The organism is Streptomyces sp. DS1-CR2, assembly GCF_055760475.1.
The window spans coordinates 8,258,753-8,282,726 of the sequence record NZ_CM147085.1; the positions used below are offsets into that span (position 1 = coordinate 8,258,753).

Annotated in this window: 23 protein-coding genes and 3 pseudogenes; 8 read left to right on the plus strand and 18 right to left on the minus strand. The window is 69.4% G+C overall.

Going from position 1 to position 23,974, the window contains the following annotated elements:
- Nucleotides 1–12: 12 nt before the first annotated feature.
- The 6 genes from ACY0PA_RS38565 to ACY0PA_RS38590 all read left to right on the plus strand — a co-directional run bounded on the left by ACY0PA_RS38565 (nucleotide 13) and on the right by ACY0PA_RS38590 (nucleotide 6,089).
- Entirely contained in the window at nucleotides 13–720 is a 708-nt protein-coding gene (locus ACY0PA_RS38565; protein ID WP_473082007.1) for a response regulator transcription factor, read from the plus strand.
- A 31-nt stretch (nucleotides 721–751) separates the two neighbouring features.
- Entirely contained in the window at nucleotides 752–814 is a 63-nt protein-coding gene (locus ACY0PA_RS38570; RefSeq protein WP_473086563.1) for a putative leader peptide, read from the plus strand.
- 101 nt (nucleotides 815–915) lie between these two features.
- A complete protein-coding gene (locus tag ACY0PA_RS38575) occupies nucleotides 916–2,538 on the plus strand; it encodes an ABC transporter substrate-binding protein (protein WP_473082008.1) in 1,623 nt (540 codons plus the stop codon).
- A 28-nt stretch (nucleotides 2,539–2,566) separates the two neighbouring features.
- Nucleotides 2,567–3,523 (plus strand): ABC transporter permease, encoded by a 957-nt coding sequence (locus ACY0PA_RS38580; RefSeq protein WP_473082009.1) that lies wholly within the window; start codon nucleotides 2,567–2,569, stop codon nucleotides 3,521–3,523.
- Nucleotides 3,520–4,440 carry an ABC transporter permease gene (locus ACY0PA_RS38585; RefSeq protein ID WP_473082010.1) on the plus strand — a complete coding sequence of 307 codons (921 nt, stop codon included), beginning with the start codon at nucleotides 3,520–3,522 and terminating at the stop codon, nucleotides 4,438–4,440. The genes ACY0PA_RS38580 and ACY0PA_RS38585 overlap by 4 nt, the downstream gene beginning before the upstream one ends.
- A complete protein-coding gene (locus tag ACY0PA_RS38590) occupies nucleotides 4,437–6,089 on the plus strand; it encodes a dipeptide ABC transporter ATP-binding protein (RefSeq protein WP_473082011.1) in 1,653 nt (550 codons plus the stop codon). The genes ACY0PA_RS38585 and ACY0PA_RS38590 overlap by 4 nt, the downstream gene beginning before the upstream one ends.
- Here ACY0PA_RS38590 and ACY0PA_RS38595 read toward each other — a convergent pair.
- The 17 genes and pseudogenes from ACY0PA_RS38595 to ACY0PA_RS38675 form a co-directional block, all read right to left on the minus strand.
- Nucleotides 6,072–6,794 (minus strand): 4'-phosphopantetheinyl transferase family protein, encoded by a 723-nt coding sequence (locus ACY0PA_RS38595; protein WP_473082012.1) that lies wholly within the window; start codon nucleotides 6,792–6,794, stop codon nucleotides 6,072–6,074. The genes ACY0PA_RS38590 and ACY0PA_RS38595 overlap by 18 nt on opposite strands.
- Nucleotides 6,791–8,065, minus strand: a complete 1,275-nt coding sequence (locus ACY0PA_RS38600) for an MFS transporter (RefSeq protein ID WP_473082013.1) — start codon at nucleotides 8,063–8,065, stop codon at nucleotides 6,791–6,793. The genes ACY0PA_RS38595 and ACY0PA_RS38600 overlap by 4 nt, the downstream gene beginning before the upstream one ends.
- Entirely contained in the window at nucleotides 8,062–8,970 is a 909-nt protein-coding gene (locus tag ACY0PA_RS38605; protein WP_473086564.1) for an alpha/beta fold hydrolase, read from the minus strand. Before ACY0PA_RS38605 ends, ACY0PA_RS38600 begins: the two co-directional genes overlap by 4 nt.
- A 312-nt stretch (nucleotides 8,971–9,282) precedes the next feature.
- Nucleotides 9,283–9,573, minus strand: coding sequence for an integrase core domain-containing protein (locus tag ACY0PA_RS38610; protein WP_473082014.1), 291 nt, complete (start codon nucleotides 9,571–9,573; stop codon nucleotides 9,283–9,285).
- A gap of 13 nt (nucleotides 9,574–9,586) precedes the next feature.
- A complete protein-coding gene (locus ACY0PA_RS38615; protein ID WP_473086565.1) occupies nucleotides 9,587–10,963 on the minus strand; it encodes an IS30 family transposase in 1,377 nt (458 codons plus the stop codon).
- Nucleotides 10,878–11,264, minus strand: coding sequence for a transposase (locus ACY0PA_RS38620; protein WP_473086566.1), 387 nt, complete (start codon nucleotides 11,262–11,264; stop codon nucleotides 10,878–10,880). Before ACY0PA_RS38620 ends, ACY0PA_RS38615 begins: the two co-directional genes overlap by 86 nt.
- Before the next feature lie 76 nt (nucleotides 11,265–11,340).
- Nucleotides 11,341–11,619, minus strand: a pseudogene (locus ACY0PA_RS38625) (IS3 family transposase); the annotation flags it as partial.
- The gene (locus tag ACY0PA_RS38630; protein ID WP_473082015.1) at nucleotides 11,616–11,927 is read right to left on the minus strand and encodes a transposase; all 312 of its coding nucleotides are present in this window, start codon (nucleotides 11,925–11,927) and stop codon (nucleotides 11,616–11,618) included. The gene ACY0PA_RS38630 and the pseudogene ACY0PA_RS38625, both read right to left, overlap by 4 nt.
- A gap of 566 nt (nucleotides 11,928–12,493) precedes the next feature.
- Nucleotides 12,494–13,468 (minus strand): NmrA family NAD(P)-binding protein, encoded by a 975-nt coding sequence (locus tag ACY0PA_RS38635; RefSeq protein ID WP_473082016.1) that lies wholly within the window; start codon nucleotides 13,466–13,468, stop codon nucleotides 12,494–12,496.
- A gap of 410 nt (nucleotides 13,469–13,878) precedes the next feature.
- Nucleotides 13,879–15,350 (minus strand): annotated as a pseudogene (locus tag ACY0PA_RS38640) (IS3 family transposase).
- An 83-nt stretch (nucleotides 15,351–15,433) separates the two neighbouring features.
- Entirely contained in the window at nucleotides 15,434–16,468 is a 1,035-nt protein-coding gene (locus ACY0PA_RS38645) for an alpha/beta fold hydrolase (RefSeq protein ID WP_473082017.1), read from the minus strand.
- Nucleotides 16,469–16,506: 38 nt separating this feature from the next.
- On the minus strand, nucleotides 16,507–16,953 hold the full coding sequence (locus ACY0PA_RS38650; protein WP_473082018.1) for a CocE/NonD family hydrolase C-terminal non-catalytic domain-containing protein: 447 nt from the start codon (nucleotides 16,951–16,953) through the stop codon (nucleotides 16,507–16,509).
- A gap of 50 nt (nucleotides 16,954–17,003) precedes the next feature.
- A complete protein-coding gene (locus ACY0PA_RS38655) occupies nucleotides 17,004–17,819 on the minus strand; it encodes an oxidoreductase (protein ID WP_473086567.1) in 816 nt (271 codons plus the stop codon).
- Nucleotides 17,820–18,733: 914 nt separating this feature from the next.
- Nucleotides 18,734–19,303 carry a TetR/AcrR family transcriptional regulator gene (locus tag ACY0PA_RS38660; RefSeq protein WP_473082019.1) on the minus strand — a complete coding sequence of 190 codons (570 nt, stop codon included), beginning with the start codon at nucleotides 19,301–19,303 and terminating at the stop codon, nucleotides 18,734–18,736.
- 234 nt (nucleotides 19,304–19,537) lie between these two features.
- Nucleotides 19,538–19,813, minus strand: a pseudogene (locus ACY0PA_RS38665) (DUF3533 domain-containing protein); the annotation flags it as partial.
- 51 nt (nucleotides 19,814–19,864) lie between these two features.
- Complete coding sequence (locus ACY0PA_RS38670; RefSeq protein WP_473082020.1) at nucleotides 19,865–20,608, minus strand: 4Fe-4S binding protein; 744 nt, start codon at nucleotides 20,606–20,608, stop codon at nucleotides 19,865–19,867.
- Between the two features lie 417 nt (nucleotides 20,609–21,025).
- Nucleotides 21,026–21,730: a MerR family transcriptional regulator gene (locus tag ACY0PA_RS38675; protein WP_473082021.1), complete on the minus strand. Its 705-nt coding sequence runs from the start codon at nucleotides 21,728–21,730 to the stop codon at nucleotides 21,026–21,028.
- A gap of 289 nt (nucleotides 21,731–22,019) precedes the next feature.
- Here ACY0PA_RS38675 and ACY0PA_RS38680 point away from each other — a divergent pair, with 289 nt between their 5' ends.
- On the plus strand, nucleotides 22,020–22,634 hold the full coding sequence (locus ACY0PA_RS38680) for a DUF6230 family protein (protein ID WP_473082022.1): 615 nt from the start codon (nucleotides 22,020–22,022) through the stop codon (nucleotides 22,632–22,634).
- 115 nt (nucleotides 22,635–22,749) lie between these two features.
- On the plus strand, nucleotides 22,750–23,235 hold the full coding sequence (locus ACY0PA_RS38685) for a DUF6114 domain-containing protein (protein ID WP_473082023.1): 486 nt from the start codon (nucleotides 22,750–22,752) through the stop codon (nucleotides 23,233–23,235).
- Between the two features lie 339 nt (nucleotides 23,236–23,574).
- On the opposite strand, the gene ACY0PA_RS38690 is transcribed toward ACY0PA_RS38685, so the two are convergent.
- Nucleotides 23,575–23,700, minus strand: a complete 126-nt coding sequence (locus ACY0PA_RS38690) for a hypothetical protein (protein WP_473082024.1) — start codon at nucleotides 23,698–23,700, stop codon at nucleotides 23,575–23,577.
- Between the last annotated feature and the right edge of the window lie 274 nt (nucleotides 23,701–23,974).

Consider the following 23,974-nt stretch of genomic DNA (forward strand, 5'->3'; position numbering starts at 1 on the left):
TACGGCCACGGCATGGAATCGGGGGAATTGATGCATGCGTTGGTGGTCGATTCCGACCTTACCGAAAGCTCTTTCATCACCGCCGAGTTGCAGCGCCACGGGTTCGATGCAATGGAATGCGTGACAGGGGCCGAGGCGCTGGATATCCATGAAAAATTCGACCTGCTGCTGCTCGATCTGCGGTTACCCGACATCGACGGCCTGGAGGTGTGCCGGGCCGTGCGCGCCGCGAGCGACATCCCGCTGATCGCGTTCGCCTCCGCCGATCGTGGCCTCGACCGGGTCCTGTGCCTGCAGGCCGGCGCCGACGACTGCCTCGCGAAGCCGTACGGCCTGCGCGAACTCATCGCCCGCATCGAGGCGGTGCTGCGCCGGTCACAGCCCGCGCAGACCTCGCCCCGCCCGGCGCCCGCCCCACTGGCCCGCGGCTCGCTGTGCATCGACCCGGCCACCCGGGAAGTGCGGCTCAACGGCCGCCTCGTCAAGCTGACCCGCAAGGAGTTCGACCTGCTGCACCGCCTGGCCGCAGAGCCGCACACCGTGCACTCGCGAGCCCGCCTGATGGAAGACCTGTGGGGCTACGGCAGCGGCGGTTACGCGCCGGGCGTACGGGCGAGCCGCACCATCGACACCCATGTCAGCGCGATCCGGGCCAAGTTGGGGGCGCCCGACTGGATCGTGACCGTACGCGGCGTCGGCTTCCGGTTCGGCCGTGCCTGACGCCCCCGCGCGCCGAAATGCGCGCCGCCCCGTGCTCACCCGGCGCCGGCACATCGATCTGCAGCGTGTCGCCGGCGGGCTCTGTCCGCGCTGACCCCTCGCACCTCACGTACGACACGTCGGGCAGGACCGCCCTGGCCCGCCCCGCCACCCGCTCACCCCATCTCCCGCCCACACGACCGGAGTTGCCTCGCCATGTCCGACTTCCGCAAGCCCGCCGACCGCAGACGCCCCGCCGTGCTGGCCTCCTCCGTGCTCTGCCTCGCCCTGCCCCTCACGGCCTGCTCCGCCGCCGGGTCCGACGACGACGGCGCCGCCACGGCGCGCTCCGGAGGGCGGCTCACCTTCGCCCTGTCCTCCGACCCGACCTGCGTCGACCCGCAGCAGGCCGCCACGAACGACGCCATGTACGCGGCGCGCGGGCTCGTGGACTCCCTCACCGACCAGGACCCGAAGACCGGGAAGATCGTGCCCTGGCTCGCCAAGACCTGGGACGTCAGCAAGGACGCCTCCCGCTTCACCTTCCACTTGCGCACCGGCGCCACCTTCAGCGACAAGACCCCCCTGGACGCGCAGGCCGTCAAGAAGAACCTCGACGCCGTCCACGCCCTGGGCGCCCGCTCGATCCTCGGCGCCGGGTACCTCGAGGGCTACCAGGGCACCGAAGTCCTCGACGCCCACACAGCCGAGGTACGGTTCGCCGGGCCCAACGCCCAGTTCCTGCAGGCGACATCGACGCCCACCCTCGGGCTGCTGAGCCCCGCCACTCTGCGCCGCACCGCCGAACAGCGGTGCACCGGACCGCTCGCCGGCTCGGGCCCGTTCACGCTCAAGAACTACACGCCGGACAAGTCCGTCGAGCTGAGCAGGCGGCCGGACTACGCGTGGGGCTCGTCGCTGTGGAAGAGCCGCGGCGCGGCCCGCCTCGACGGCATCACCTTCCAGGTCGTGCCCGAGTCGGGGGTGCGCTCCGGCAGCCTGGCCTCGGGGCAGGTCGACGCCATCGGGGGTGTTGCACCGCAGGACGAGGCGAACCTCAAGGCGCAGCAGGTGTCCGTCGTCGGCCGCGCCAACCCCGGTGTGCCCGTGGCGTTGAGCGTCAACACCGCGAGCCCGGTCGCCAAGGACCTCGCCGTACGGCGAGCGCTGCAGGTCGCCGTCGACCGCAAGGAGGTCGTCGACACTGTCCTGAGCCCCGGCTACCGACCGGCCACCAGCTCCCTCGCCAGCACCACCGACGACTACCGCAACAACGCACGCCTCCTCGTACACGACACCGCGCGCACCAAGTCCCTTCTGAGCAAAGCGGGTTGGCGTATCGGCGCGGACGGCCTCCGTGCCAAGGGCGGCCGAAAGCTCAACCTCAAGGTGATCCTCGGCACGAACTTCGGCCCCAACCAGTCCGCCCTCGAACTCATCCAGCAGCAGGTCAAGAAGGCAGGGATCGGGCTGACCCTCAAGGTTCTGTCCGTCGCCGACTACCAGAAGGCCAGGGGCGCCGGCGACTACGACCTCGCGTGGGGCAACGGCACCCGCCCCGACCCCGACGTCCTGCGCACCGCGTTCTCCTCGAAACTCCTCAACCTCTCCCGCATCCACGACACCACGCTGCAGCGGGAACTCGACGCCCAGGCGTCCGAGGCCGACCCCGTCCGGCGCGCCGGCCACGTCGCCACGGCGCAGCGCCGCGTCCTCGAGCAGGCCTACCAGATTCCGGTCTTCGAGATGACCAGCGTTTTCGCGCTGTCCAAGCGCGTGCACGACGTGAAGTTCGACGCCGCCTCCAGCCTCCAGTTCCACGACACGTGGCTGTCGTGACGGCGCGGCGCGAGGACAGGGGGACGCGGTGAGGAACTACCTCCTGCGCAGAGCGGCCCAGGCGCTGTTCGTCCTGTGGGCCGCGTACACGGTCTCCTTCGGAGTGCTGTACCTGCTGCCGGGCGACCCCGTGACGATCATGGCCGCGGGCGGCGGCGACGCGAGCTCTGTCAGCCCCGCCCAGGTCGCCGAACTGCGCGCCCACTACGGCCTGGACCGGCCGGTGCCCGAGCAGTACGCGACCGGGCTGTGGCACGCCGTGCGCGGCGACTTCGGCGCGTCGGTGCACAGCGGGCAGCCGGTCACCCGGATGATCGCCGACGCGCTGCCCGCGACGATCCAACTCGCGGCGGGCGCCCTGCTGTTGGGCGTGCCGGTCGGCTGCGCCGTGGCCGTGCTCGGCACCTACACACGCCGCCGCTGGCTGCGTCAGCTGGTGCTGTCCCTGCCCGCCGCAGGGGTGTCGGCACCCACCTTCTGGGTCGGGTTGCTCCTCGTTCAACTGGTGTCGTTCCGCTGGGGGTTGCTGCCCGCGTTCGGGAACGAGGGCTGGCGCTCCCTGGTCCTGCCGTCCGTGACCCTGGCCCTGCCCGCCGCCGGGCTCGTCGCGCAGGTCTCGGCGAAGAGCCTGCAGACGGCGCTCGCCGAGCCGTACATCGACGTGGCGCGGGCCAAGGGTGCGGGCCGCGCCCGCGTGCACTTCGGGCATGCGGCGCGCAACGCGCTGGCCCCGCCGCTGACGGTGGCCGGGGTCCTCACGGGCGGGGTGCTGGCCGGTTCGGTAGTGGTGGAAACCGTGTTCTCGCGGACCGGCGTGGGCCGGCTGACGGCGACCGCGGTCACCACGCAGGACATCCCCGTCGTCCAGGGACTCGTGGTCCTGGGCGCCTGTGTGTACGTCGCGGCGAACCTCGCCGTCGATCTCGTCCACCCGCTGCTCGACCCACGGATCGCGGCGGCGGCCCGCCCGGCGGTGGCGTCATGACGGACCTCGCCACCGAAGGGGGGACCGACCCCGAAACGGCCACCCCTTTGGCTGGAGCCCCTGCCTTCAGTCGCCCCACGACCGGTGCACGCGCCCGCCGCGCGGCCGTCTTCTGGCTGAGCAGGCCAGGACTGGCCCTCTCCGTCGCACTGCTCGCACTGGTGATCCTGGCCGCGCTGTTCCCCGCCCTGCTCACGTCCCGCGACCCGCTGGCGGGCATCGCCGGACAGCGCCTCCAACCGCCGGGCACCGCCCACCTGTTCGGCACCGACCAGCTCGGCCGCGACCTGTTCGCGCGCGTCGTGCACGGCTGCGCCCTCACTCTGCGGGCCACCGGTCTCGCGGTCGCCGTGGGACTCGTCGCCGGCTCGCTCGTGGGGCTCCTCGCCGGCTATCTCGGCGGGCGGGCGGACGACGCCCTGATGCGTCTGACCGATGTGCTGCTCGCCGTACCAGGACTGCTCCTGTCCCTGGCCCTGGTGACCGCGCTCGGCTTCGGCACCGTCGAGGTCGCGATCGCCGTCGGCGTCACCAGCGTCGCCATGTTCGCCCGGATCATGCGCACGGAGGTCCAGCGAGTCGCCCGCGCACCGTACGTCGAGGCGGCGCGGGCGGGCGGTGTGCGCTGGTACGCGGTACTGCTGCGACACGTCGTGCCGAACGCGGCCGGCCCCGTCCTCGTCTACGCGGCCGTGGACTTCGGGGCCGTGGTGCTCCAGGTGTCCTCCCTGTCCTTCCTCGGCTACGGGGCCCGCCCGCCCCAGCCCGAGTGGGGCGCGCTGGTCGCCGGAGGACGCGACTACCTGGCATCGGCCTGGTGGCTGACCACGCTGCCCGGCCTCACCATCGCGGCCACCGTCCTGGCCGCCAACCGCATCGCCCGCGCCCTCGACGGCGAGGCGAGGGAGACACCATGACACTCCGCGAGAACCCGCCCCCGCCCAGGGACACACTCCTCGACATCCGCGACCTGACCATCTCGTACGGCACCCGGGCCGGCCCCGTCCCCACGGTACGCGGCATCGACCTGAGCGTGCGCCCCGGCGACGTACTCGCCCTGGTCGGCGAGTCCGGCTCCGGCAAGAGCACCACGGCCCACGCCGTCCTCGGTCTGCTGCCGCCCGGCGCACGGATCGAGCGCGGCACGATCCGCTACGCCGGAACCGATCTCGCGGGCGCCGACGAGGCCGTGCTGCGCGCCCACCGCGGACGCGCGATCGGACTGATCCCGCAGGACCCCATGGTGTCCCTCAACCCGGTGCAGCGCGTGGGCCACCAGGTCGCCGAGGTACTCCTCCTGCACAGACTCGCGACCGACCGGGGCGCCGCCCTCGCACGGGCGGCCGAACTCCTCGGCGAGGCGGGCCTGGACCGGCCCCGGCAGCGGGCCCGCCAGTACCCGCACGAACTGTCCGGCGGCATGCGCCAGCGTGTCCTCATCGCGATCGCCCTCGCCGCACGCCCCCGCCTGCTGGTCGCGGACGAGCCGACCAGCGCGCTGGACGTCACTGTGCAGCGCGCCATCCTCGACCACCTCGACACCCTCACCCGTACGTCCGGCACCGCCGTCCTGCTGATCACCCACGACCTGGGCGTGGCCGCGGACCGGGCCCAGCGGATCGCCGTGATGGCGCAGGGCCGCATCGTGGAGACCGGCGCCGCGCGCGAGGTGCTGACCGCGCCCCGGCACCCGTACACCAAAAGCCTGCTGGAGGCGGCGCCCGCGTCCACCCCGAGGCGCCCCGTGCCGCGTCGCCGCACCGCGGCCCCCGACCTTCTGGTGGCCGAGAACCTGGTCAAGGAGTACGCGCCGCACAGGACCCGGTCCCAGGGCCCGCTGCCGCGCGCCGTGGACGGCGTCAGCCTGCGCATCGCACGCGGTGAAACCCTGGCCCTGGTCGGCGAGTCCGGCTCCGGCAAGTCCACGACGGCCCGGCTGCTTCTGCGCCTGACCACCGCCACGCAAGGCCGGATCACCTTCGACGGCAAGGACATCACGCGGCTACGCGGCCCGGCTCTACGCACTCTGCGCCGCCACCTGCAGATCATCTACCAGAACCCGTACACCTCCCTTGACCCCCGCATGCCGGTCGCCGAGATTGTCGCGGAGCCCCTGCGTGCCTTCCGCGTCGCGGGCCGCGCCGAACGAGCCCGGCGAGCGGCCGTACTCCTGGACCGCGTGCACCTGCCGGCGACCGTGGCCCGTCGCCGCCCCGCGGAACTCTCCGGCGGCCAGCGCCAACGCGTCGCCATCGCCCGCGCCCTGGCCCTGCGCCCGGACCTGGTGGTGTGCGACGAACCGGTCTCCGCCCTCGACGTCTCGGCCCAGGCCCGCGTCCTCGACGTCCTCGCGGAACTCCAGCGCGAGGACGGCGTGAGCTATCTGTTCATCTCCCACGACCTGGCCGTCGTACGACAAGTGGCCCATCGGGTCGCCGTGATGCGCCAGGGCCGAGTCATCGAGTCGGGCCCGGTGGAGTCGGTCTTCACGTCGCCTGAAGACCCCTGGACGCAGCAGCTGCTGGCCGCGATACCGGGCAAGCGCCTTTCACTGTACGAAAGTTGAATCCGACCGACCAAGCGCCGCTGACGGTGGCACCGCACGCACGGTGACCCTATGCGTCCCGTCGGCGGCGCGCAGCGCCGTCGCCGCGGCGTAGCCGGACGGGGCTGCCACGTCGTGCACGCTCCAGCCCGCCGGCCGGGTCGCGACGGTCGCCTCGCCCAGGTAGTCGGCGCGCGGCGGACGGGACAGTCCGGTGCCGAGCCCCTTGAGGTACGCCTCCTTGCGCGCCCAGAGCCGGGTGAACACTTCCGCCCGTTCCTCCGGCACGAGGGCCTCCAGCTCGGCTCGCTCGTACGGGTGGAGGCGCGGCAGACACGCCTCCACCGTGCCCGGCGGGCACAACCGCTGCACGTCGACGCCCACCATGTCCGACGCCACGGCCACAGCGACCAGGCCGTGACTGTGCGACAGCGAGAAGTGCGGAGGCACCGCCAGACCGCGCAGCACCGGACGGCCCTGCGGGCGCTCCCGGCCGAAGCGGAGATCGGCCGCGTCCCGGCCGGTGTACCGGGCAAGGACGAGGCGCAGCGCCAGATGCGCCCGCACGTAGCGGCCGCGCCCGCCCGGTGTCGCGAAGCCCCGGGCCCGGCGCCGCTCGGTATCGTCGAGCACCGCGTACGCCCACGTCGGCACCGGCGCCGCCGCCCGGGGCGGCACAGTCAGCAGCCACAGGTCCACGGTCCGCTGCCTGGGCAGTTCCCTCACGGCCACGCTCGCCTTCCGGACGGCTCCCGGCCCCGCGCCGCCGGCGCCACCGGCGCGGCCCGCGTCCCGCTCCGCCGCCCGACGGCCGCGGCCACGAGCCCCGCGGCGAGCGACACCAGGCCGCCGACCACGAACCCGGACTGAGCGCCCCAGCGCTCGGTGAGCCAGCCGACCAGCAGCGCTCCCAGCGGCGTGGACCCCTGCAGGATCAGCGTGTACAGAGCGAGAACCCGACCGCGAAACTCGGGTGAACTGCCCAACTGAATACGGTGGTTGGCGGCCTGAACGAAGAAGATCGACGTCCCACCGGTGAGGAACAGGAGCACGACCGACGCCGCGTACGACGACGCATGTCCCACCCCCGCCTCCAGCCCCCCGAAGACCACGGCGGCCCCGGCCACCAGCCGCGCCGAGGGACGCCCGCGCCGCGCCGTCGTCACCAGAGCGGCCGTCAGCGACCCCGCCGCGAACACGGTCGTCACCAGTCCGAACGACGACGCGTCTGCGCGCAGGACCTGCTTCGCCAGCAGGGGAAGCGTCAGCTGGAAGTTGAGGCCGAACAGCCCGACGACCGCGACCAGCCCCATCGGCACCAGCAGGTCGGGCCGGCTTGCCGTGTGCCGCAGCCCGTCCACGACCCGGGCCCGGTCGTCACCCTCTCGCCTCCGCCGGGACCCGCCGCTCCGCATCAGGCGCAGCGCGACCACGGTGGCGGCATAGCTCACCGCGTTCAGCAGCATCACCCAGCCGACGCCTACGACCGAAATGAGCAGCCCGGACAGGGCCGGGCCCACAACCCGGCCGATGTTGAAGTAGGCGGCGCTCAACGCCGAGGCGTTGGGCAGCAGTTCGGGCCCGACGAGCTCACCGACGAACGCCATGCGCGTGGGCACCTCGACGGAGTTGACCACGCCCAGACCGAACGCGAACGTGTACACGTGCCACAGTCCGGCCGCGCCCGCAAGCACCAGCACCGCCAGCACAAGGGCGAGCACTCCGGACACGAGGTTGGCGGCGGTCAGCAGGTCCCGCTTGTCGTGCCGGTCCGCGAGCCGCCCACCGTACAGCGTGAACAGCAGCAGCGGCGCGAACTGCAACGCCGTCACCGTGCTCAGCGCGGTGGCCGAGTCGTCGGTGAGGCCGAGGACGAGCCAGTCCTGGGCGACGACCATCATCCAGGTGCCCGCGACCGACACGACCTGGCCGAGCGCGAAGAGCCGGAAGTCACGCACGCGCAAGGCGCGGAAGACGCCGGTCGCGGCGCCGCTCACGAGGCCCGGTCCGCCCTTGCCCTGTCCGCCTCCAGGCACTCCTCCAGGAAGGCGTAGACGCTGAGGTGGTACGCGCGGGCCACCCACCCCAGACTGATGTTGTGCCCGGCTCGCGCCAGGCGGTCCACCACGACGCGCGGCGCCTGGGTCAACCGGCCCGTCAGCTCCGCGACTTCGTCCGGCCCGTGCCGCCACCATGCCTCGTGCTCGGCGAACGTGAACCGCACGGGCACGTGTACGCGTCCGAGCACATCGGCGCCCCACTCCGTCCAGTCGCCCACCGAGTCCGCTTCCCGCTGGGGCATCGGTGCCACCACCGACTGGCTCGCACGGAACGTGCCCGGAGGATAGAGGTCGAAGGATGGGCCCCAGTTGAGCCGCCGTGACGCGAACCTCGCAGACCGACCGACTTGCTCGGGCGACACGGCCGGGCGGAGCCCGATCCCGGAGACGTCCACGCCGAGCAGTCCATGCGGCGGCCGGTCCCCGGCCAGGGCGAGCGCCACCTTCGCCCCGTAGGAGTGTCCAAGGAGCAGCACACCGACTTCGCCGCCGGGAGCAGCCCCGCCGCCGACGAACTCCTCCAAGGCCGGGCCGATGTCGTCGACCTGCTCGTGCACGGTCCGCCCCGCGGGCAGTATCCCGGCGTGCTGACCGTAACCGGGCCGGTCCAGCGCGAGCACGGTGTAACCGAGCCGCGCCCCGAGCGCCAGCAGGGATACATCCGGGTGAGCCTGCCCGTCGAAGTAGCCCGCGCTCATGCCGCCGCCGTGCAAGGCGACCACGAGGGCGCGCGAGGGACCGTGGGCCGGCTCCGGTTCGGCGAGCAGCCCTGTAAGGGGAGTGGAGTGGTCGTCGGCGGTGAGGGTTACTCGGCGAACGCCGGACGAGGCGCTTGACGGCATGGACAACACGCGGCTTCACTCCTCGGGCAAGGGCAGTAATCGATCTCGCCTCTCAGGATCGATCCCGCCTGCCCGGCGGATCAAGGTCCTCCGATTCAGGACTTGGTGAGTTTGCTGGATGCCCGCACACGGATGTTCAGAGTCTGCAAGGCGCAGGTCAGGAAGGCGTGATGCGAACCCCGGGCCATCAAGGAGTTGGGCAGTGGACAGATGGTGTCCTAGGTGTTGGTGTAGCCGATCAAGATGTGGCAGTGGTCGAGCGGATGCTGCAGATGAGCTGTCCCGAGTTTCGTAGAGTCCGATGATGTTGGTTCAGGCGGACTGCGGGACTGGTTCCAGGCTCTGCCAGAAGTCCCGTTCGTACTCGCTGGGCGGTACGTAGTCGAGGGCGGAGTGGAGGCGTTCTTCGTTGTACCACGTGACCCACTGGAAGATCGCCCGTTCGACCTGGTCGACGTCCCGCCAGGGGCCCTGCATCTCAATCAACTCAGCTTTGAAGGTGCCGTTCAGCGCCTCGGCCATGGCGTCATAGGAGTCCGCGACGGAGCCGACCGACGCGGAGGCACCGATGTCTGACAGCCGTTCGGTGTAGCGAATTGACACGTATTGCCCAGGTTCAACCGGTCGTCGCAACACCGCCTTGTTGGATCAACAGTAGCTGCTCGTTGAGGGCCTCTGCGGGTGTCTTCCAGTCGAGTGTCTTTCGGGGCCTGGAGTTCAGGGCGGTGGCAACGGCATCGATCTCGTGTGCGTCCCAGCGGGACAGATCGGTGCCCTTCGGGAAGTACTGCCGCAGCAGGCCGTTGGTGTTCTCGTTGGTGCCGCGCTGCCATGGGCTGCGCGGGTCGGCGAAGTAGACCGGCAGCCCGGTGTCGATAGTCAACTGGGCGTGCTGAGCCAGTTCCTTGCCCCGGTCCCAGGTCAGCGAGCGGCGCAACTGCTCAGGCAGGGTGGTGATCCTGACCGCGAGTGCGTCCTTCATCGCCTCCGCGCCGTATCCGCCCAGCGCCGGCCCGTTCTTCGTTCGAGGCTCGATCCCGTGGCCCTCCATCCGTGGCAGGTGCAGCAGCATCGTGAACCTGGTCGTGCGTTCCACGAGTGTGCCGATCGCGGACCGGTCAGTGCCGATGATGAGGTCACCCTCCCAGTGGCCGGGCACCGCACGGTCCTCCGCCTCGGCCGGCCGCTCGCTGATCACGACGTCCGGGGTGACGTGCCCGCCAGGCCGTCGCCGTGAGCGTGCCCGCGGGACGCGCAACGCCCGCCCGGTGCGCAGGCAGGCGACCAGCTCACGCTTGAGCGCGCCTCGGCCCTGGACATAGAGCGCCTGATAGATCGCCTCATGCGAGATCCGCATCGTCATGTCCTCGGGGAAGTCGAACTTGAGCCGGTGGGCGATCTGCTCCGGGCTCCAGGCCGTCGCCCACCGGCGGTCTTGGCGTCGTGGCTTGTTCCGCCCCTTCCACGCCCGCGTCTGCGGCCCCGACACCGTCGTTCCGTCCGGGGCCCGGACCTCTCCGGCCAGCCGTCCCTGCACATAGTCGCGCAGCCGGTCGTTCTCGACGAGCTTGGCCGGCTTGGGGCGTCGCGCCATCAGCTCAGCCTTCCACTGCGCGACCGACGCTCGATAGTCGAGCTTGCCTCCGCGAGTGGCCGCGTTGCGGCGCAGCTCCCGGGAGACGGTCGAGGGATCGCGACCGAGTCGGCGGGCGATCTCCCTCACCCCGGCGTCCTGAGCCTTCAGCAGGGCGATCTCCTCCCGCTCTTCAAACGACAAGTAGCGCCCCGTGACCGGGACATGCAGGAACGTCGGCATGCCGCCACGCTCCCGGAACCAACGACCGCCAGCCGCTTGCGACGCGCCGACCGCGACCGCGGCCTCCTCGCTGGTGAGCCCCTTGCCGACCTCACGCCAGAACAGCCGCTCCACGTCGCGTCGCAGTGACGGCTTGCCCGGCGATTTCATCGGTGACCTGCCGGTCAACTCCTTCATCCAGCCCGCTGGCCTGCCCATCAACACCTCCACGATCAAGGTGTTGCGACGACCGATTGAATCCGCCTTGCGACCCCCTGTCGGAGTGATGGACCAGGCCGGATCCCTTCTTGGTCCGCCGAGGCCAGGGCGCCATCTCAAGTGTGTCCAGGGGGAGTTCGGTCCGCATATGGTTCGCGATCTGCCAGCCGACGATCATGCGGGAGAACACGTCCAGGACGAAGGCGACGTAAGCCCAACCGGACCAGGTCCTGACATAGGTGATGTCGGCGACCCAGAGCCGGTCGGGGGCCGTCGGCAGTGAAGTCCCGGTCGACCAGGTCCGGCGGTCTGGGCGCCGATGGTTCGGACACCGTGGTCCGGCTGCGCTGGCCGCGGATGACGCCCTCGACGCCGAGCTCGGCCATCAGCCGCTCGACAGTGCAGCGGGCCACCTCGACTCCCTTGCGCCGCAGGGCGCGGGTGATCCGGCGGGCTCCGTAGGTGCCGCCGGACTCGGCGTGGATCTGCTCGATCATGGGCATGAGCTGTTCGTCGCGGAGCCGCCGGGCGGACTTCGGGCGCTTCTTGCGGGCGGAGTACGTCGACGGCGACAGGTCCAGCTCCCGGCAGACGGGATCGACTCCGAGGCCCTTCGCTCGCAGGTGGTCGATCACCTGCTCGGCCTCGTCCGGGGACGGTCGATCTCCTGGGCAAAAGACACCGATGCGGCCTTCAGGATTTCATTGGCCGGCATCAACTCAGCGTTTTCCTTGCGGAGTTGCTTGAGTTCGTCGAGCTCGGCTGTGCTCAGCCGGTCGTCACGTTCGCCGGCATCGGCCTCAGCCTGGCGGACCCAGCCGCGCAGGGCTTCCTTGTGGATGCCCAGGTCTTTCGCGACGTGCGCGACGGGTCGTCCGGTGGTCCGGACTTCGCGGATCGCGCGCTCAAGTGGTTCATCGGGGTATTTCCGTGGTGCTGGCACTGATGTGGTTCTCCTTCGCCAGGATCGTAACCCTGGCATCAGGGACTCCACGAATCTCAGTACAGCTCAGTGTCTCGGGTTGCCCGTCGCCATGCCTCGATCCGTTGGCTGCGCCGCAGCCGCCGCCTGTGCCGCTTAAACCCCGAGGCCGAGTGCGTTGAACTGCCTCTTTGCGGCGTGAACTACGCGGGGCCGGGCAGATGGCGAAGTCGACTTGCCCGGCTTCCCGTCACCGCGATCACAAATCGTTCCTCGGGGACTTTGACTCCACGTCGCGAGTCGCAGGTCTCGTCACCCGTGGGCAGCTCTCATCAGACTGATGCTGACCCAATGCTGACTTTCCTGACGTCACATCAGGTTCCTGTCGGCACAGAGTCCCGGTCGACGCCCGACCATCTGAGCTGCCGTTTCAGGGGCCCCCGGCCGGGGGCCCCAACGCAGGGCGCAGGCGCTCATCCCCATGAAATGCGATTCCTTGCGGAGCGTTGCCGACTCGAAGGGGCGTTTGTGCGGCTCCCACAGATCGCCGGACCTCCATCCCGCTCCGTCGGCACTCTCTCAGTGGCTCAGGCAGACGCCAGCTTCCGGATGCGCGGATGGTTCTCCAGCGCCCACCGCACGGTCTTCGGCGGGCGCCCGAGCAGGGTTTCCAGTTGGTCGGTGATACCGCGGTAGCCCCCGCCGCCCATCAGCCGGGTGAGGGTCTTGATGTGCTCCGCAGTGTGCGGCAGCGCGGCCAGGGCGCTGTCCACGTAGGTCTCGTTCCAGGTTTCGATGTCTTCGGGAATGTACGTGACCGGGCGTCCCAGCACGGCGGCGTAGTCCTCCGCGAACCCGTGCATGTCCTTCAGTTCCGGACCGGTGAGGTCGTAGGACTTCGAGATGTGCGGCGCCGGGTCGACCAGGATCTTCACGCACAGCTCCGCCACGTCGTAACCCGTGATGGGCGCGAGCTGCTGGTGGCCGAAGGGCAGGCGCAGTTCACCGTTGCTCAGCGGCTCCAGCGCCAGCCAGGTCAGGATGGGGTTCTCGACGAACATGGCCGCCCGTACGTTGACGGTCGGGACGCCGGACCAGTCCAGCACCTGCTCGGCGATCCAGTGGGCCCGTTGCTGCGGCGACCAGTCCGCGACGAGTCCGCCGAGCCACGCACGCCGTTCTTCCACTGGTGCGGTCATCTTCTCGAACGTCATGAACGACTGCTCGTACTCGGAGATGTTGACGAAGACCTCGATGTCACCCTGGGCCCGTGCCGCCGCGGCCATCAGGCTGACAGCGTCGGTGTAGTACGGCGACAAGCTCATGCTGAAGTAGATGCGGCGGCAGCCCTTCAACGCTGCGGTCACGTCGGCGATGTTGAGCAGGTCCCCAATGAAGACCTCGGCGCCGGCCTGCCGGAGCGAGTGCGCGCGTTCGTCGTCCTGCCGCACGAACGCGCGCACCGGGTGCCCTTGTTCAAGCAGCATGTCGACCATCGTTCGGCTCACACCACCGATTTCGCCGGCAGCACCGGTGATCAGGATGGGATTGCGCTCTGTCATTTGTGTGTCCTCTGTCTGGTTGGGGTGAGTCAGCTGTTCGGAAAGCCCAGGACGTGGTCGGCGACCGCGTTGGGCTGCTTTAGGTGCGAGGACTGCCCTGCACGGGGTGCGGCGGTCTGCTGGAAGCCGTTCTTGAACTGGCTGCCATGCCGTCGCTCAGTGCGGCAACAGGCCAGGGTGTCGGTCAGGACGCCTGGTCCGTGGAGGGCTTCCCTGAGAGCCGAAGGCTCCGCTTCCGGCAGCTCGTGGGCGGGTGGCCCTTCCCGCCGGAGCCGGTCGATGAAGGCGAAGTCATTGAGCTCCGTGGCCGCTTCCGCGTGAGCTGTGGGCTCTGCTCCAGCCGGACGGTGCCGGCCAAGCGGATTCTGCGTAGCGGAACCTGTCAAAGCAATCAAGGCAGGTAGATCGTTCTAACGCTGTGCTGGGATCAGTGGGCCGTCTGGTGCCGGCTGGTTGATCCAGGCCGTTGCGGGGACCTTCGGGGGCTCCGGTGGCTTGCGGACGAAGCGTTCGGGGTGCTTCGCGTAGACCGCCTGGAGGACGTCGGCACGCATCTCGCGGAGCTGCTCGGCGAGACCGAAGTGCACGTCGTAGGGCGTGTGCAGGCCGATCCCGGAGTGCCGATGCTCCTCGTTGTACCAGGTGAAGAACTGGGTGCACCACGCCCGGGCATCCTCGAGGGATCCGAAACGCTCGGGAAAGTCGTGCCGGTATTTCAGGGTCTTGTACTGGCTCTCGCTGTACGGGTTGTCGTTCGACGTCTTCGGCCGCGAATGCGACTTGGTGACGCCGAGACCGGCCATCATCTGGGCGACGTTCTGCGCGATCATCGGGGAACCGCGGTCCGAGTGGATCGTCAACTGCCCTGGTTCGATGCCGTACTTGGTGATCGTCTCGGACAGGAACCGCTCGGCGAGGTCCTTGTTCTCGTGGGCGGCGATCATCCAGCCGACCGTGTAGCGGCTGAAGATGTCGATGATCGTGTAGAGGCAGTAGTAGACGCCCTTGACCGGCCCCTTCAGCTTCGTGATGTCCCAGCTCCAGACCCGGTTCGGGCCCTCGGCGACCAGCTCGGGAACGGTCCGGGGTGGGTGGACGGCCTGGCGGCGGCGTTCACGGACCTCGCCGTGCCGTCGCAGGAGCCGGTACATCGTCGACTCCGAGCACAGGTAGACACCCCGGTCCAGGAGGACCGCGTAGATCTCGGCGGGCGCCATGTCGGCGAACTCCGGGGAATGGAGCACATCGAGGACCCGTATCTCCTCCTCGGGTGCGAGAGCGCGCGGATGTCGACGCCGTTCCCGCCGCGGCTTGGCCGGGGCGGGGCTTCGGCGGTGTTGGCGGTAGTAGGTGGCACGGCTCACGCCGAGCGCAGCGCATGCCTGGACGCGTCCGACCAGCCCGGTGAGCTCTTCAAGGGCCTGATTGCGGGCGGTGTTGAACGCCACGGCCGCGAACTGGGCCCCGGTCACTGGTTCTTCTCGCCGTTCCTGTTCGGGGCGCTGTCCGTGGCGAACTGGTCGAGCAGCGCGGAGAGTTTTCCCTGGACCTCGATGACGGTGCGGGCCTTCGCGAGGTCGGCTTCCAGGCGGGCCTTCTCCGCCTTCAGCTTCGCGATCTCCTTGTCCCTGGGGTCCGCCTTCGGCTGTCCGGCCGACGCGGCGAGCGCGTCCAGGGCGCCCTTGTCCCGCTGCTGCCGCCACGTCGTGATCAACGACGAGTACAGGCCCTCCCGCCGCAGCAGAGCGCCCTTGCCCTTCTTGTCCAACGTCTCGTACTCCGCGAGGATCCTCGCCTTGTACTCCGCGGTATACCGGCGCGGACCGGTCGAACGGGCTTCTACCTGCGGATCAGGGGTCCCGTGGTCATTCGTGCTGGCCACCCGGGCACTACTCCTTCTCCGCCCTCGACTCAATGAATCATCCAGTATGCCCGACTCGATCTACTTTGACAGAGAGGGTAGTGTCATCGGGGTGCCGAGCCGTCGATGCGGGCGAGGAAGTCGAGGAGTGCGGCGTTGACCTCGGCGGGACGCTCCTGCTGTGTCCAGTGCCCGCAGCCCGGCAGTACCACCGGGCCGTGCAGTTGAGGCGCGACAGCGGTCAGCGGGTTGTCCGACCCGCCCTGGCCACGGAAGATTTCGCCCAGCGAGCTGCCCCCGTCCGGGCCACGCAGTGCGGTGACCATGTCGCGGTCTCCCACCGCGTACAGGGCCGGGACGTCGATCCCGCGCCCCCGGAAAGGAGCGAGCAGTTCGTGGTTGCGTTCGATGTTTCGGTACCAGTTGAAGGCTCCGGTGAAGGCATGCTCGCCGTGCAAGGAAAAGTCCTCGGCATACGCCTGAATGTCCTCCTCCGTCAGCCAGGCCGGGAGAGCAGGTGACTCCGGCATGGTGTCCAGGAGGCCCAGACCGTCGGGTATGACCAACGGGCGGGGCTCCCTGCCGAGCGGGTTGTCTCCCGAGGCACCGACCAGGAGGCGGCGGAAGGAGTCCGGGATGTCCTTGGCGAACTCCGCGTCGGCGACTCCCGGCTGCTGGAAGTAAATCTGGTAGAAGCCCTCGCCGTACTGGGTGCGGGTGATGGATGGCGGGACCATCCCGCCGGGCAGAATGGGCGGAATGCTGAGCCCGGCCACCGCGCGGACCTTGTCCGGGCGCAGCATCGCCGCGGTCCAGGCGACGGGTGCGCCCCAGTCGTGGCCCACGACTACCGCCTGCTCCTCCCCGAGCTCCTCGATCAGGGCGATCACGTCGCCGACGAGGTGGAGCAGGGTGTACGAGGTGACGTCCGGCGGCTGCTCGCTGCGGGCATAGCCGCGCTGGTCAGGAGCGACAACTCGGTACCCGGCCGCCGCCAGGGCCCCGAACTGGTGACGCCAGGAGTACCAGCTTTCCGGCCAGCCGTGCAGCAGCAGGACCAGCGGGCCCTGCCCCTGCTCGGCGATGTGCAGCCGGACCCCGTTCACGTCGACGAAGCGGTGGGTGAGCGAGCTTTCCATGAGGATGTCCCTTAAATCGGAGGGTGCGTGCTACTTGTTCAACTGCGCGTACACGGCTTCTGGGTCGGCGGACAACTACGACTGTCTTCGGGCAGCGCCGTTCTCGTCGACATCGCAGGCGTGCCACCCAGTTGGTCACGGGGGCCGTCCGCGGACGCGAAGAGAACTGCCAGGACCTGGCCGTTCACCTCGACGTCCTCGGCGAGCGGTTCGGTGGCGAAGACCAGGAGGTCCTCGCGCGCCTGCACGACCCTCTGCTCGAGCGGCCCGGGACGGAACTCGTCGGTCATGAGGAGCGCGCCGCCGGTGGTGGGTGCCGGTTCCATGGGGTTGTAACGGAGCTCCTCGGGCGGTTCGGCGGTGGACGGCGGCTCCTGCGTCAAAACACCGGTCACAGTCCCGCCGGGCCAGTAGACGTCCGTGCGCAGCGCGTTGCTGTCACGCATCTCCACCGGAATGTCGAACTCGAGCTGGATCTCTGCCATGTGCCGCTCCATACACGGCCTCTTCTTGCGGGTCAGATTGAGCGCGGGCGTCAGCCGGCCAACCGGTTCAGCTTGCGGATCTGCTTGTCGAAGGCGCGGGCGGGAGCGACGCGGTGCAGGATGCGAGCGCGTCCGGCCAAAGGGCCGGCGGCGTAGCGCACCTTCGGGTTCGCGTCGGTCGCTGCCGCGACGATCACCTTGGCGACGAGGGTGGGGTCGTCGCCGTCCCTGATCGACTCCGCCATCACGCGGTCGACGGTGTGCCGCTGCTTCGCGTAGACCTCCAGGGGTGTGTCGGGCTTCGCGCTGTTGGCCTCGAATCCGGTCCTGCTGTAGGCGGGTTGGACGAGAAGCGCCCGGACACCCTGGTCGCGGATCTCGTGGTCCAGGGACTCGGTGTAGCCCTCGATCGCGTGCTTGGAGGCGGCGTAAGCGGCCATGTACGGCTGGGGCATGAACCCGAGTACGGACGAGAGGTTGATGATGCGCCCGCGCCCCTGGGCGCGCATGTGCGGCAGTACCTCATTCACCATGCGCATGACTCCGAAGACGTTGGTGTCGAAGAGGCCCTGAGCCTGCGCGATGGAGGTTTCCTCGGCCGCGCCCATCGAGCCGATGCCGGCGTTGTTCACCAGGACGTCAATCCGTCCGAACCTCTCGATCACCTGCCGGATCGCGGTGCTGACCGAGGCATCACTGGCCACGTCGAGGTCGAGGAACGTCACACCACTGAGCGGGGTGACGCGTGAGGTGTCGCGGCTTGTGCCGACCACGTCGAAACCCGCTGCGACCAGCGCGAGCGCGGTTTCCTTCCCGATGCCGGATGACGCACCCGTCACGAGTGCCACCGGCCGGTTTGTCGTCATCATGGAATCCTGACTCGTTGAGAAACTGATCGGTTTCCCTAACCGTAAACCGATCGGTTTCCATCTGCAAGTGCAAGCGTCACCCCGATCCGGGTCGCGTCACCGTCTGCGCTGAGGCCGATTCCGTCATCAGAGGGTCGGCGGTCGGCCGCCGTCGGGGCCGGTCGCGTCCGCCCATACGCTGCGAGCCGCGCGGCGCGGGGCTTCGCGGTGCCTGCGGCGTCTCGCTCAAGGCGGGGCGGAGTCCTGTCGTGACGCGCGACAATCCGAAGCGCCGTCTCAGGACGGTCGGCATTCTGTGGTGTCGAAACAGGAGCCCGGGCCCTGCGGGCCCGCTTCCCTTCGGGTGGCTTGCCGCCCGACGCGAAACCGGCCAGCGCCTGCCAAGATGACGGCATGGCCAGGATGGGCGCGCAGGAGAGACGCGAGAGCGTCATCCGCACATAGGGCGATCTTCGTCGCCGTCTTGGCGGGGGTATGGAAGGCACCCGCCTGGCGTTCGAGCGGGCGGCCGCAGGGGCGGAGGGTGGCGAGCAGACCCTCCATGTATTGGCGAACGCTTACACGCGGCTGAGCGACACACCCCGAAATGCTCAGATGCAGATGCAGATGCAGGGATACGCCCTCGGGGAAGCCGCTGAAGCGCGAAGCGATGACCAAATCGGCGAGCTCGTCCGGTCCGGGCCAGCTGGATGAGGCCGTTGGAAACCGTGCACGCGCCGTTTGGTGGCGATGATGAACGAGACGACGGTCTTCCGCGCGCGGCATGCTGATCGACACCCTTACAGCCACCGGGCTTTGCTCCGAGTGCCGGGAAGCAGCGGCGTGAAGCCGTGAGCGCTGCTCCGGCTGCCGGACGCGGGCATCAACCCGGAGAGCGCATCGGTCACCGAGCCTGCTCGAGGAGGGGTGCGTCAGTGCATGTCTGCCGCGTCGAGCAGGGTGGCCACAGTGGGGGCGATGAGCCCTGTCAGGTTGTCGGCCTGGATTCCCGCGCGGGCGCTCGCGCCGTCGAAGACCAGGCTGAGCTGCCGGGCCAGCAGGTCGGGATCGTTCGCGCCACCCTGTTCGGCCTCGGAACGGAAAAAGGCCGTCAGGTTCGCCTTGACCTCGTGGGCCACCCGGCTCGCAGGGTGGCTCTGATCCTTGAGTTCGATCTGCACAGCCAGGTACCGGCAGCCTCGGAACTCGGGCGCACCCGCCTGCGACTCCACCTGCTCGAAGACGTGCAGGATCCGCTCGCGGGGTGAACGGCCATCGTCCGACCCGGGCAGGAGACCGGCTACGAAGGCAAAGGCACGCTCCTTCAGGCTTGCTGCCAGCAGTTCGTCCTTGCTCTCGAACAGCTGGTACATGGAGCGCTTCGACACCCCCGCCGCCTTGCACAGCGCCTCGATACCGATACCGACACCGTCTCGGTAGGTGAGTGTGGCTGCTGCCTCCAGCAGTCGCTCTCTGGGGCTTGGCTTCACTTCGGTGGTCATGCAGCGAGGTTAACTCGAATCGGCCGAAATGGAAACCGATCGGTTTCTTGGGGGTGCCGGGGTGGTGCCGGGTGCCGTTCGGACACCTGAAGTCCGCTCAGAGGCTCGGAGGCGTCATTTGGGGGAGAGGCCGTCGCCGTGCTCTGATGGCGTGCGCGCTTCTTGTTCCTACGAGGGCGACACACACCGGGGCCACTCCGAGTAGTGGCCCAGTCCTGGGCGAGTCGCGTTCCGCTACGCCGGGGCGGCGGTCTTCTCAGGCTTCGTCTCGGCGGGGACGCGGTGCAGCCCCTTGCGGTCGTACCAGCCCGTCATGCCGAAGCCGAACAGTGCGGCCAGTGCAAGGCCGACGGCCATCATGACCCATCCCCGGGTCAGGCCGGCGTCGGCCTGGGCGTCGTAGTAGAGGATCGAGCGGATACCGCCGGTGATCTGCCGCAGCGGCTCGAACTCCGCGAGGAAGTGGTAGAAGCCGGGGAGCGCCTCAAGGGGGGTGGCGGCGCCGGCCGTCGTCCGCGTCCCGGCTGTCGGCCACGGTCTGCGCCCAGTCGGTGAACCCGCTCATGAACTCACGGTAGTTGTGCGTGGTGCAGGCCAGAGCGCGTCGAATGCTCCGTCCTTGTCGATGGCGCCGACCGGGCAGGCGGCGACGCACAACTTGCAGTCGATGCACGGGTTGTAGTCCAGAGCCTGCCCGTAGCCGCTCACTTCCGCGTCCAACAGGACGGTGGCCAGCAGCACGAAGTTGCCGAACTTCGGGTGGATGACGTTGCGGTGCAGGCCCATCACGCCGAGCCCCGCGGCCACGGCGACCGTCTTGTGCGCCACCACCCAGATCCGCTCACTGGGGAAGCGGTCCATCTCCTGAGGGAAGCCGACCGACGGATTGAGGGCGCGGTAGCCGGCGTCCTGCAGGGCCTGGGTGACACTGCGGGCGGCGTGGTTGGCCTGCTCGTCGGTCTGGTGGAACTCCTGGTTGGCCACGCTGCGGGCGGGGGAGCGGCAGTTGTCGCGGTTCATCCGAACCGCCATCGCGATCAGGGTGCGGGTGCCGGGCAGGGCGGACTGTGCGTGCTCGCGCTCGCCGGCCAGGTCGGGGTGCTCCAGGCTGACCGCGGCCGCGTCGTCCGCGCCGGCCGCCAGGCACAGTTCGCGCAGCCAGGCCGCGTCGATCACTGCTGGCGGCCTCGCGACGTCACCCGCCGCACGCCGGGCGAGCACGGCCTGCACCGACGGATGGACGGCCGGCTTCGCCGGAGGACTGAGGTCCGCCGACTCGACCTCGGCACCGCTCGCGGTAGTCATCCAACACTCCTAGAAGTCTCGTTATGAGACTCGCCTCCACGGCGGCGAGAAGTCCGCGAACCCCTGAGCCTTCCCCTCGCTCTCTCGCTACCCCGCCACCGGTGGCCGCACTGAGCGAGGCGAACGCAGCCTGGAATAGAGCCCGTTGGAGATCCTTGTTACCCCCGTGGGGCGGGCAGTCGCCGCGAATGGAGGTGCCCGAGCCGTGGATGGCGGAGGTCAGGCGCCCGCGTGGGCGGCCAGGCACGCTGGAGAGGCAACGCTGAAGGAGCGCTCAATGCGCAGCGATGTCGTCGCAGACGTGGATACGAGGCACACCTCGGACGACCGCACTCCCGCATGTCCGGTCGGGGTCGCCCTGCCGCGACGCGGGCGATACGGCGAGCGGGGTGCCGACGCTGCATAGTCGCGTCTCGGTCAGCCCGTCGGCCGCTCACGCTGACTGCAAGCACGGCGATGATGGCGGCGGTGGTTGGCGTCCTCCTGGGCCAGCCGCCGCAGAAGCCTGACGACGGGCTCGAACAGCACGGTGAGGACCACCGCTCGTTCGGCGAGGGCGATGCGGTCTTCGATTCCGTCGAGTTGCGCGAAATCCAGGTCAGCGGTGGATGTGGCGAGCCGTGCGTAGGGGATGAGGTCGTCGGCTGTGTAGCCGGCGCCGAGGTGACCCAGCGCTGCGAGACTTTCGGCAAGCGCCGGGCGGTGCGGCGACTCGTCGGAGATCTGCCAGCCCATGCTCTCGATGAGAGCGTCGACCCTCGCGGCGGCTCCTTCGCCTGACATCGCTTCGTCAACAGCAATGTCTGGCCCGGCGTCGTCCTTGGCGCCCTTCGCGTTCTTGCCCGCGGAGGGCACGGGCAGTGCATGGTGGACGACGCCCAGGGTCTCAAACGCATCCAGCGGACGGTCGACGGCATCGAGGACTTCACGGGTACGCGCGACGGACAGTCCGCCGAGCTGGATGAGGGAACGGATCAGCCGGAGCCGCTGGATGTGCTCCTCGCCGTACTCGACCGCTGTCGGGTTTAGCGCGCGCCCCTCAGGAAGCAGCTCTTCCCGTCGGTAGTACTTGATGGTCGCCACCGGCACCCCGGACCGGCGACTGAGCTCTGAAATCCTCATGCGCTCCCTCACGCTCAACTGTCCCCCCAGTATCGCGTTTACTGGGGGTTGCCCACCGACCTCGATAGTGCCACTATCAGGTACTCGGTAGTAACACTATCGAGCGCCTCTTCGGTGTGCCCGCTTCCTGTGTGCGCGTGGACAACATGCTCCTGCGGAAGCCGACTGGCATCGCCACGGTCGAACCCAGCCGTAGTTCTTCCCCCGCCCCGCCCCGCCCCGCCCCGTGCCGGGCCAGTCAGTCCTGGACCCGGTCGTCTCATACGCCTCGACAACGGAGGACCGCCTCATGTCCCAGCGAATCGGCAAGACCCACTGGAAGCGTTTCGCCGTCGGTGCGGTGCCGACGGTGGCCGCCACGGCGGCTGTCGCCGTCTCCATGGCCCAGGGCGCGCTGGCCGCTTCGTTCAGCATCTCCGGTTCCGCTTTCCAGGTCTCGGCCGGCAAGTTGAGCGGCACCGGATTCGCCAACTACGCCACGGTGGACGTCGCCAAGAACGGCAAGCACGTGCCCGTCTCCGTCTCGTCCATCAAGAACGCGACGGTCACCGACATGTGCCAGTCCGTCCCGGTGGACATTCCCGTCCTCGGGACCTACACGATGTCGCTCAAGGCCGGAGGGTCGGGTACGCCGGTCAAGGCCAAGGACCTGTACATCGACATGACCGATCTCCAGGCGAAGAAGGGCACCTTCACCAACGTCGACATCGGCGTCGCCACTGGTTCCATGACCAAGGGTCAGGTCAACCCGAAGGACCACGTCGATCCCAACGGCTACGCCCAGCAGGCGGACGCGGTCGAAATCATTGATGCCCACCAGAAGGTCTGGGCCACGTCTGCAGGAACGTTCGAACTGGCGGGCCTGCACATGAACATCGCGGCCGGCCGTCACGACTGCTTCTGACCTCGCCCCGCCCCGTCGTCGCCAGTGCGCGGAAGCGACCGGCGACGGTCCGGGGCGCCGGCGTCCCCACCCCCTCACGGACACCATGACTCGCTCACGATTTGGGAGCTGCCACATGACGAGCGTCGGCGCACCCGCGCACCCCCACAGTGACAGCGGCTTCAGCCGCGCTCGCCGGGACTTCCGGGCCTGGCGGCGCACCCGCCCCTTCTGGGCGGGCCTGCTGGTACTCGTTGCCGCTGCGCCCATCATCTACTTCCCGTACTTCAACCTCTCCCTGGGCGCCCTGTCCGTGGCGATGTCCACCACCGCGGGGGCCGGATCCCTGGTCATCGGCCTGACACTGATCGTCCTTGGCGGGCTCCTCTGGTTCCAGCCGATCATCAGGATCTTCGCCGGTTGCGTCGCGATCTTCCTCGGTGTGCTGTCGCTTCCCATCTCCAATTTCGGCGGGTTCCTCATCGGCACGCTGCTCGCGGCCGCGGGCGGACTCCTGGCTCTGGCGTGGGGTCCGGTGGACGTGCATCCGGAGGGCGTATCCGGCGGTACAGAGGAGTCGTCAGCCATCGTCAGCTCGAAGGGTGGGCCGGTGAATGACTGACCAGGCACCCCACACCCGCGGCGAGGCCGCACAACCCGGCTTCGCCCGGTCACCGGGAGGCCGGCACGCCATCCCCCGTAGGTCTGCACTGACACGCCTGCGCCTGCCGGTCGGGAAAGCTCTTGCGCTGACCGCACTGCCGACCGCCCTCGTCCTGGGAAGCCAACGCCTGCCTGCCGCCGATACAAGCGCCACCGCGCCTGTCGCCGTTTCCGAACAGGAGTCAGGCGGACCTGAAACCAGCGGTCTCGACTGTGCCCGTCCCGACGAGACATCAGCCTCTGCGGCGAGCGCTCCAGCAAGCCCCGCCCCGTCCGCTGATCCCCACACGTCCAGCGCTCACCCGAGCGGGGAGCCCGTCAAGCCGCCGAAGCACACGGACGACGACGGGGCGGGCCCGCCGCCGGCGCCGACCGCCGCCCCCTCGGCCGGCGCGACCTCCGCCACAACAGACCTTGCGGACATCCTCGGCCCCCTCCTCCGCGACGACACCGGGCAGCAAAGCCCGTCACCCCACGCGAGCCCCTCACCGAGCTCGGCCGCTCCGACGCCAAAGGCCACAGCACGATCCGAGCCCCAACTGCCCACGACAACCGCATCACCTGCACCCAGCCACCAGACTGCCGGGCCGTCGCCCCAACCGGAGTCCACCGGGGAAACCGCCCGCACCTGCGACATCAGTGATCTCAAGGCCCCCGAGGACCATCGGGCCGGCCGATTCTCCGCCGAGTCATGGAAG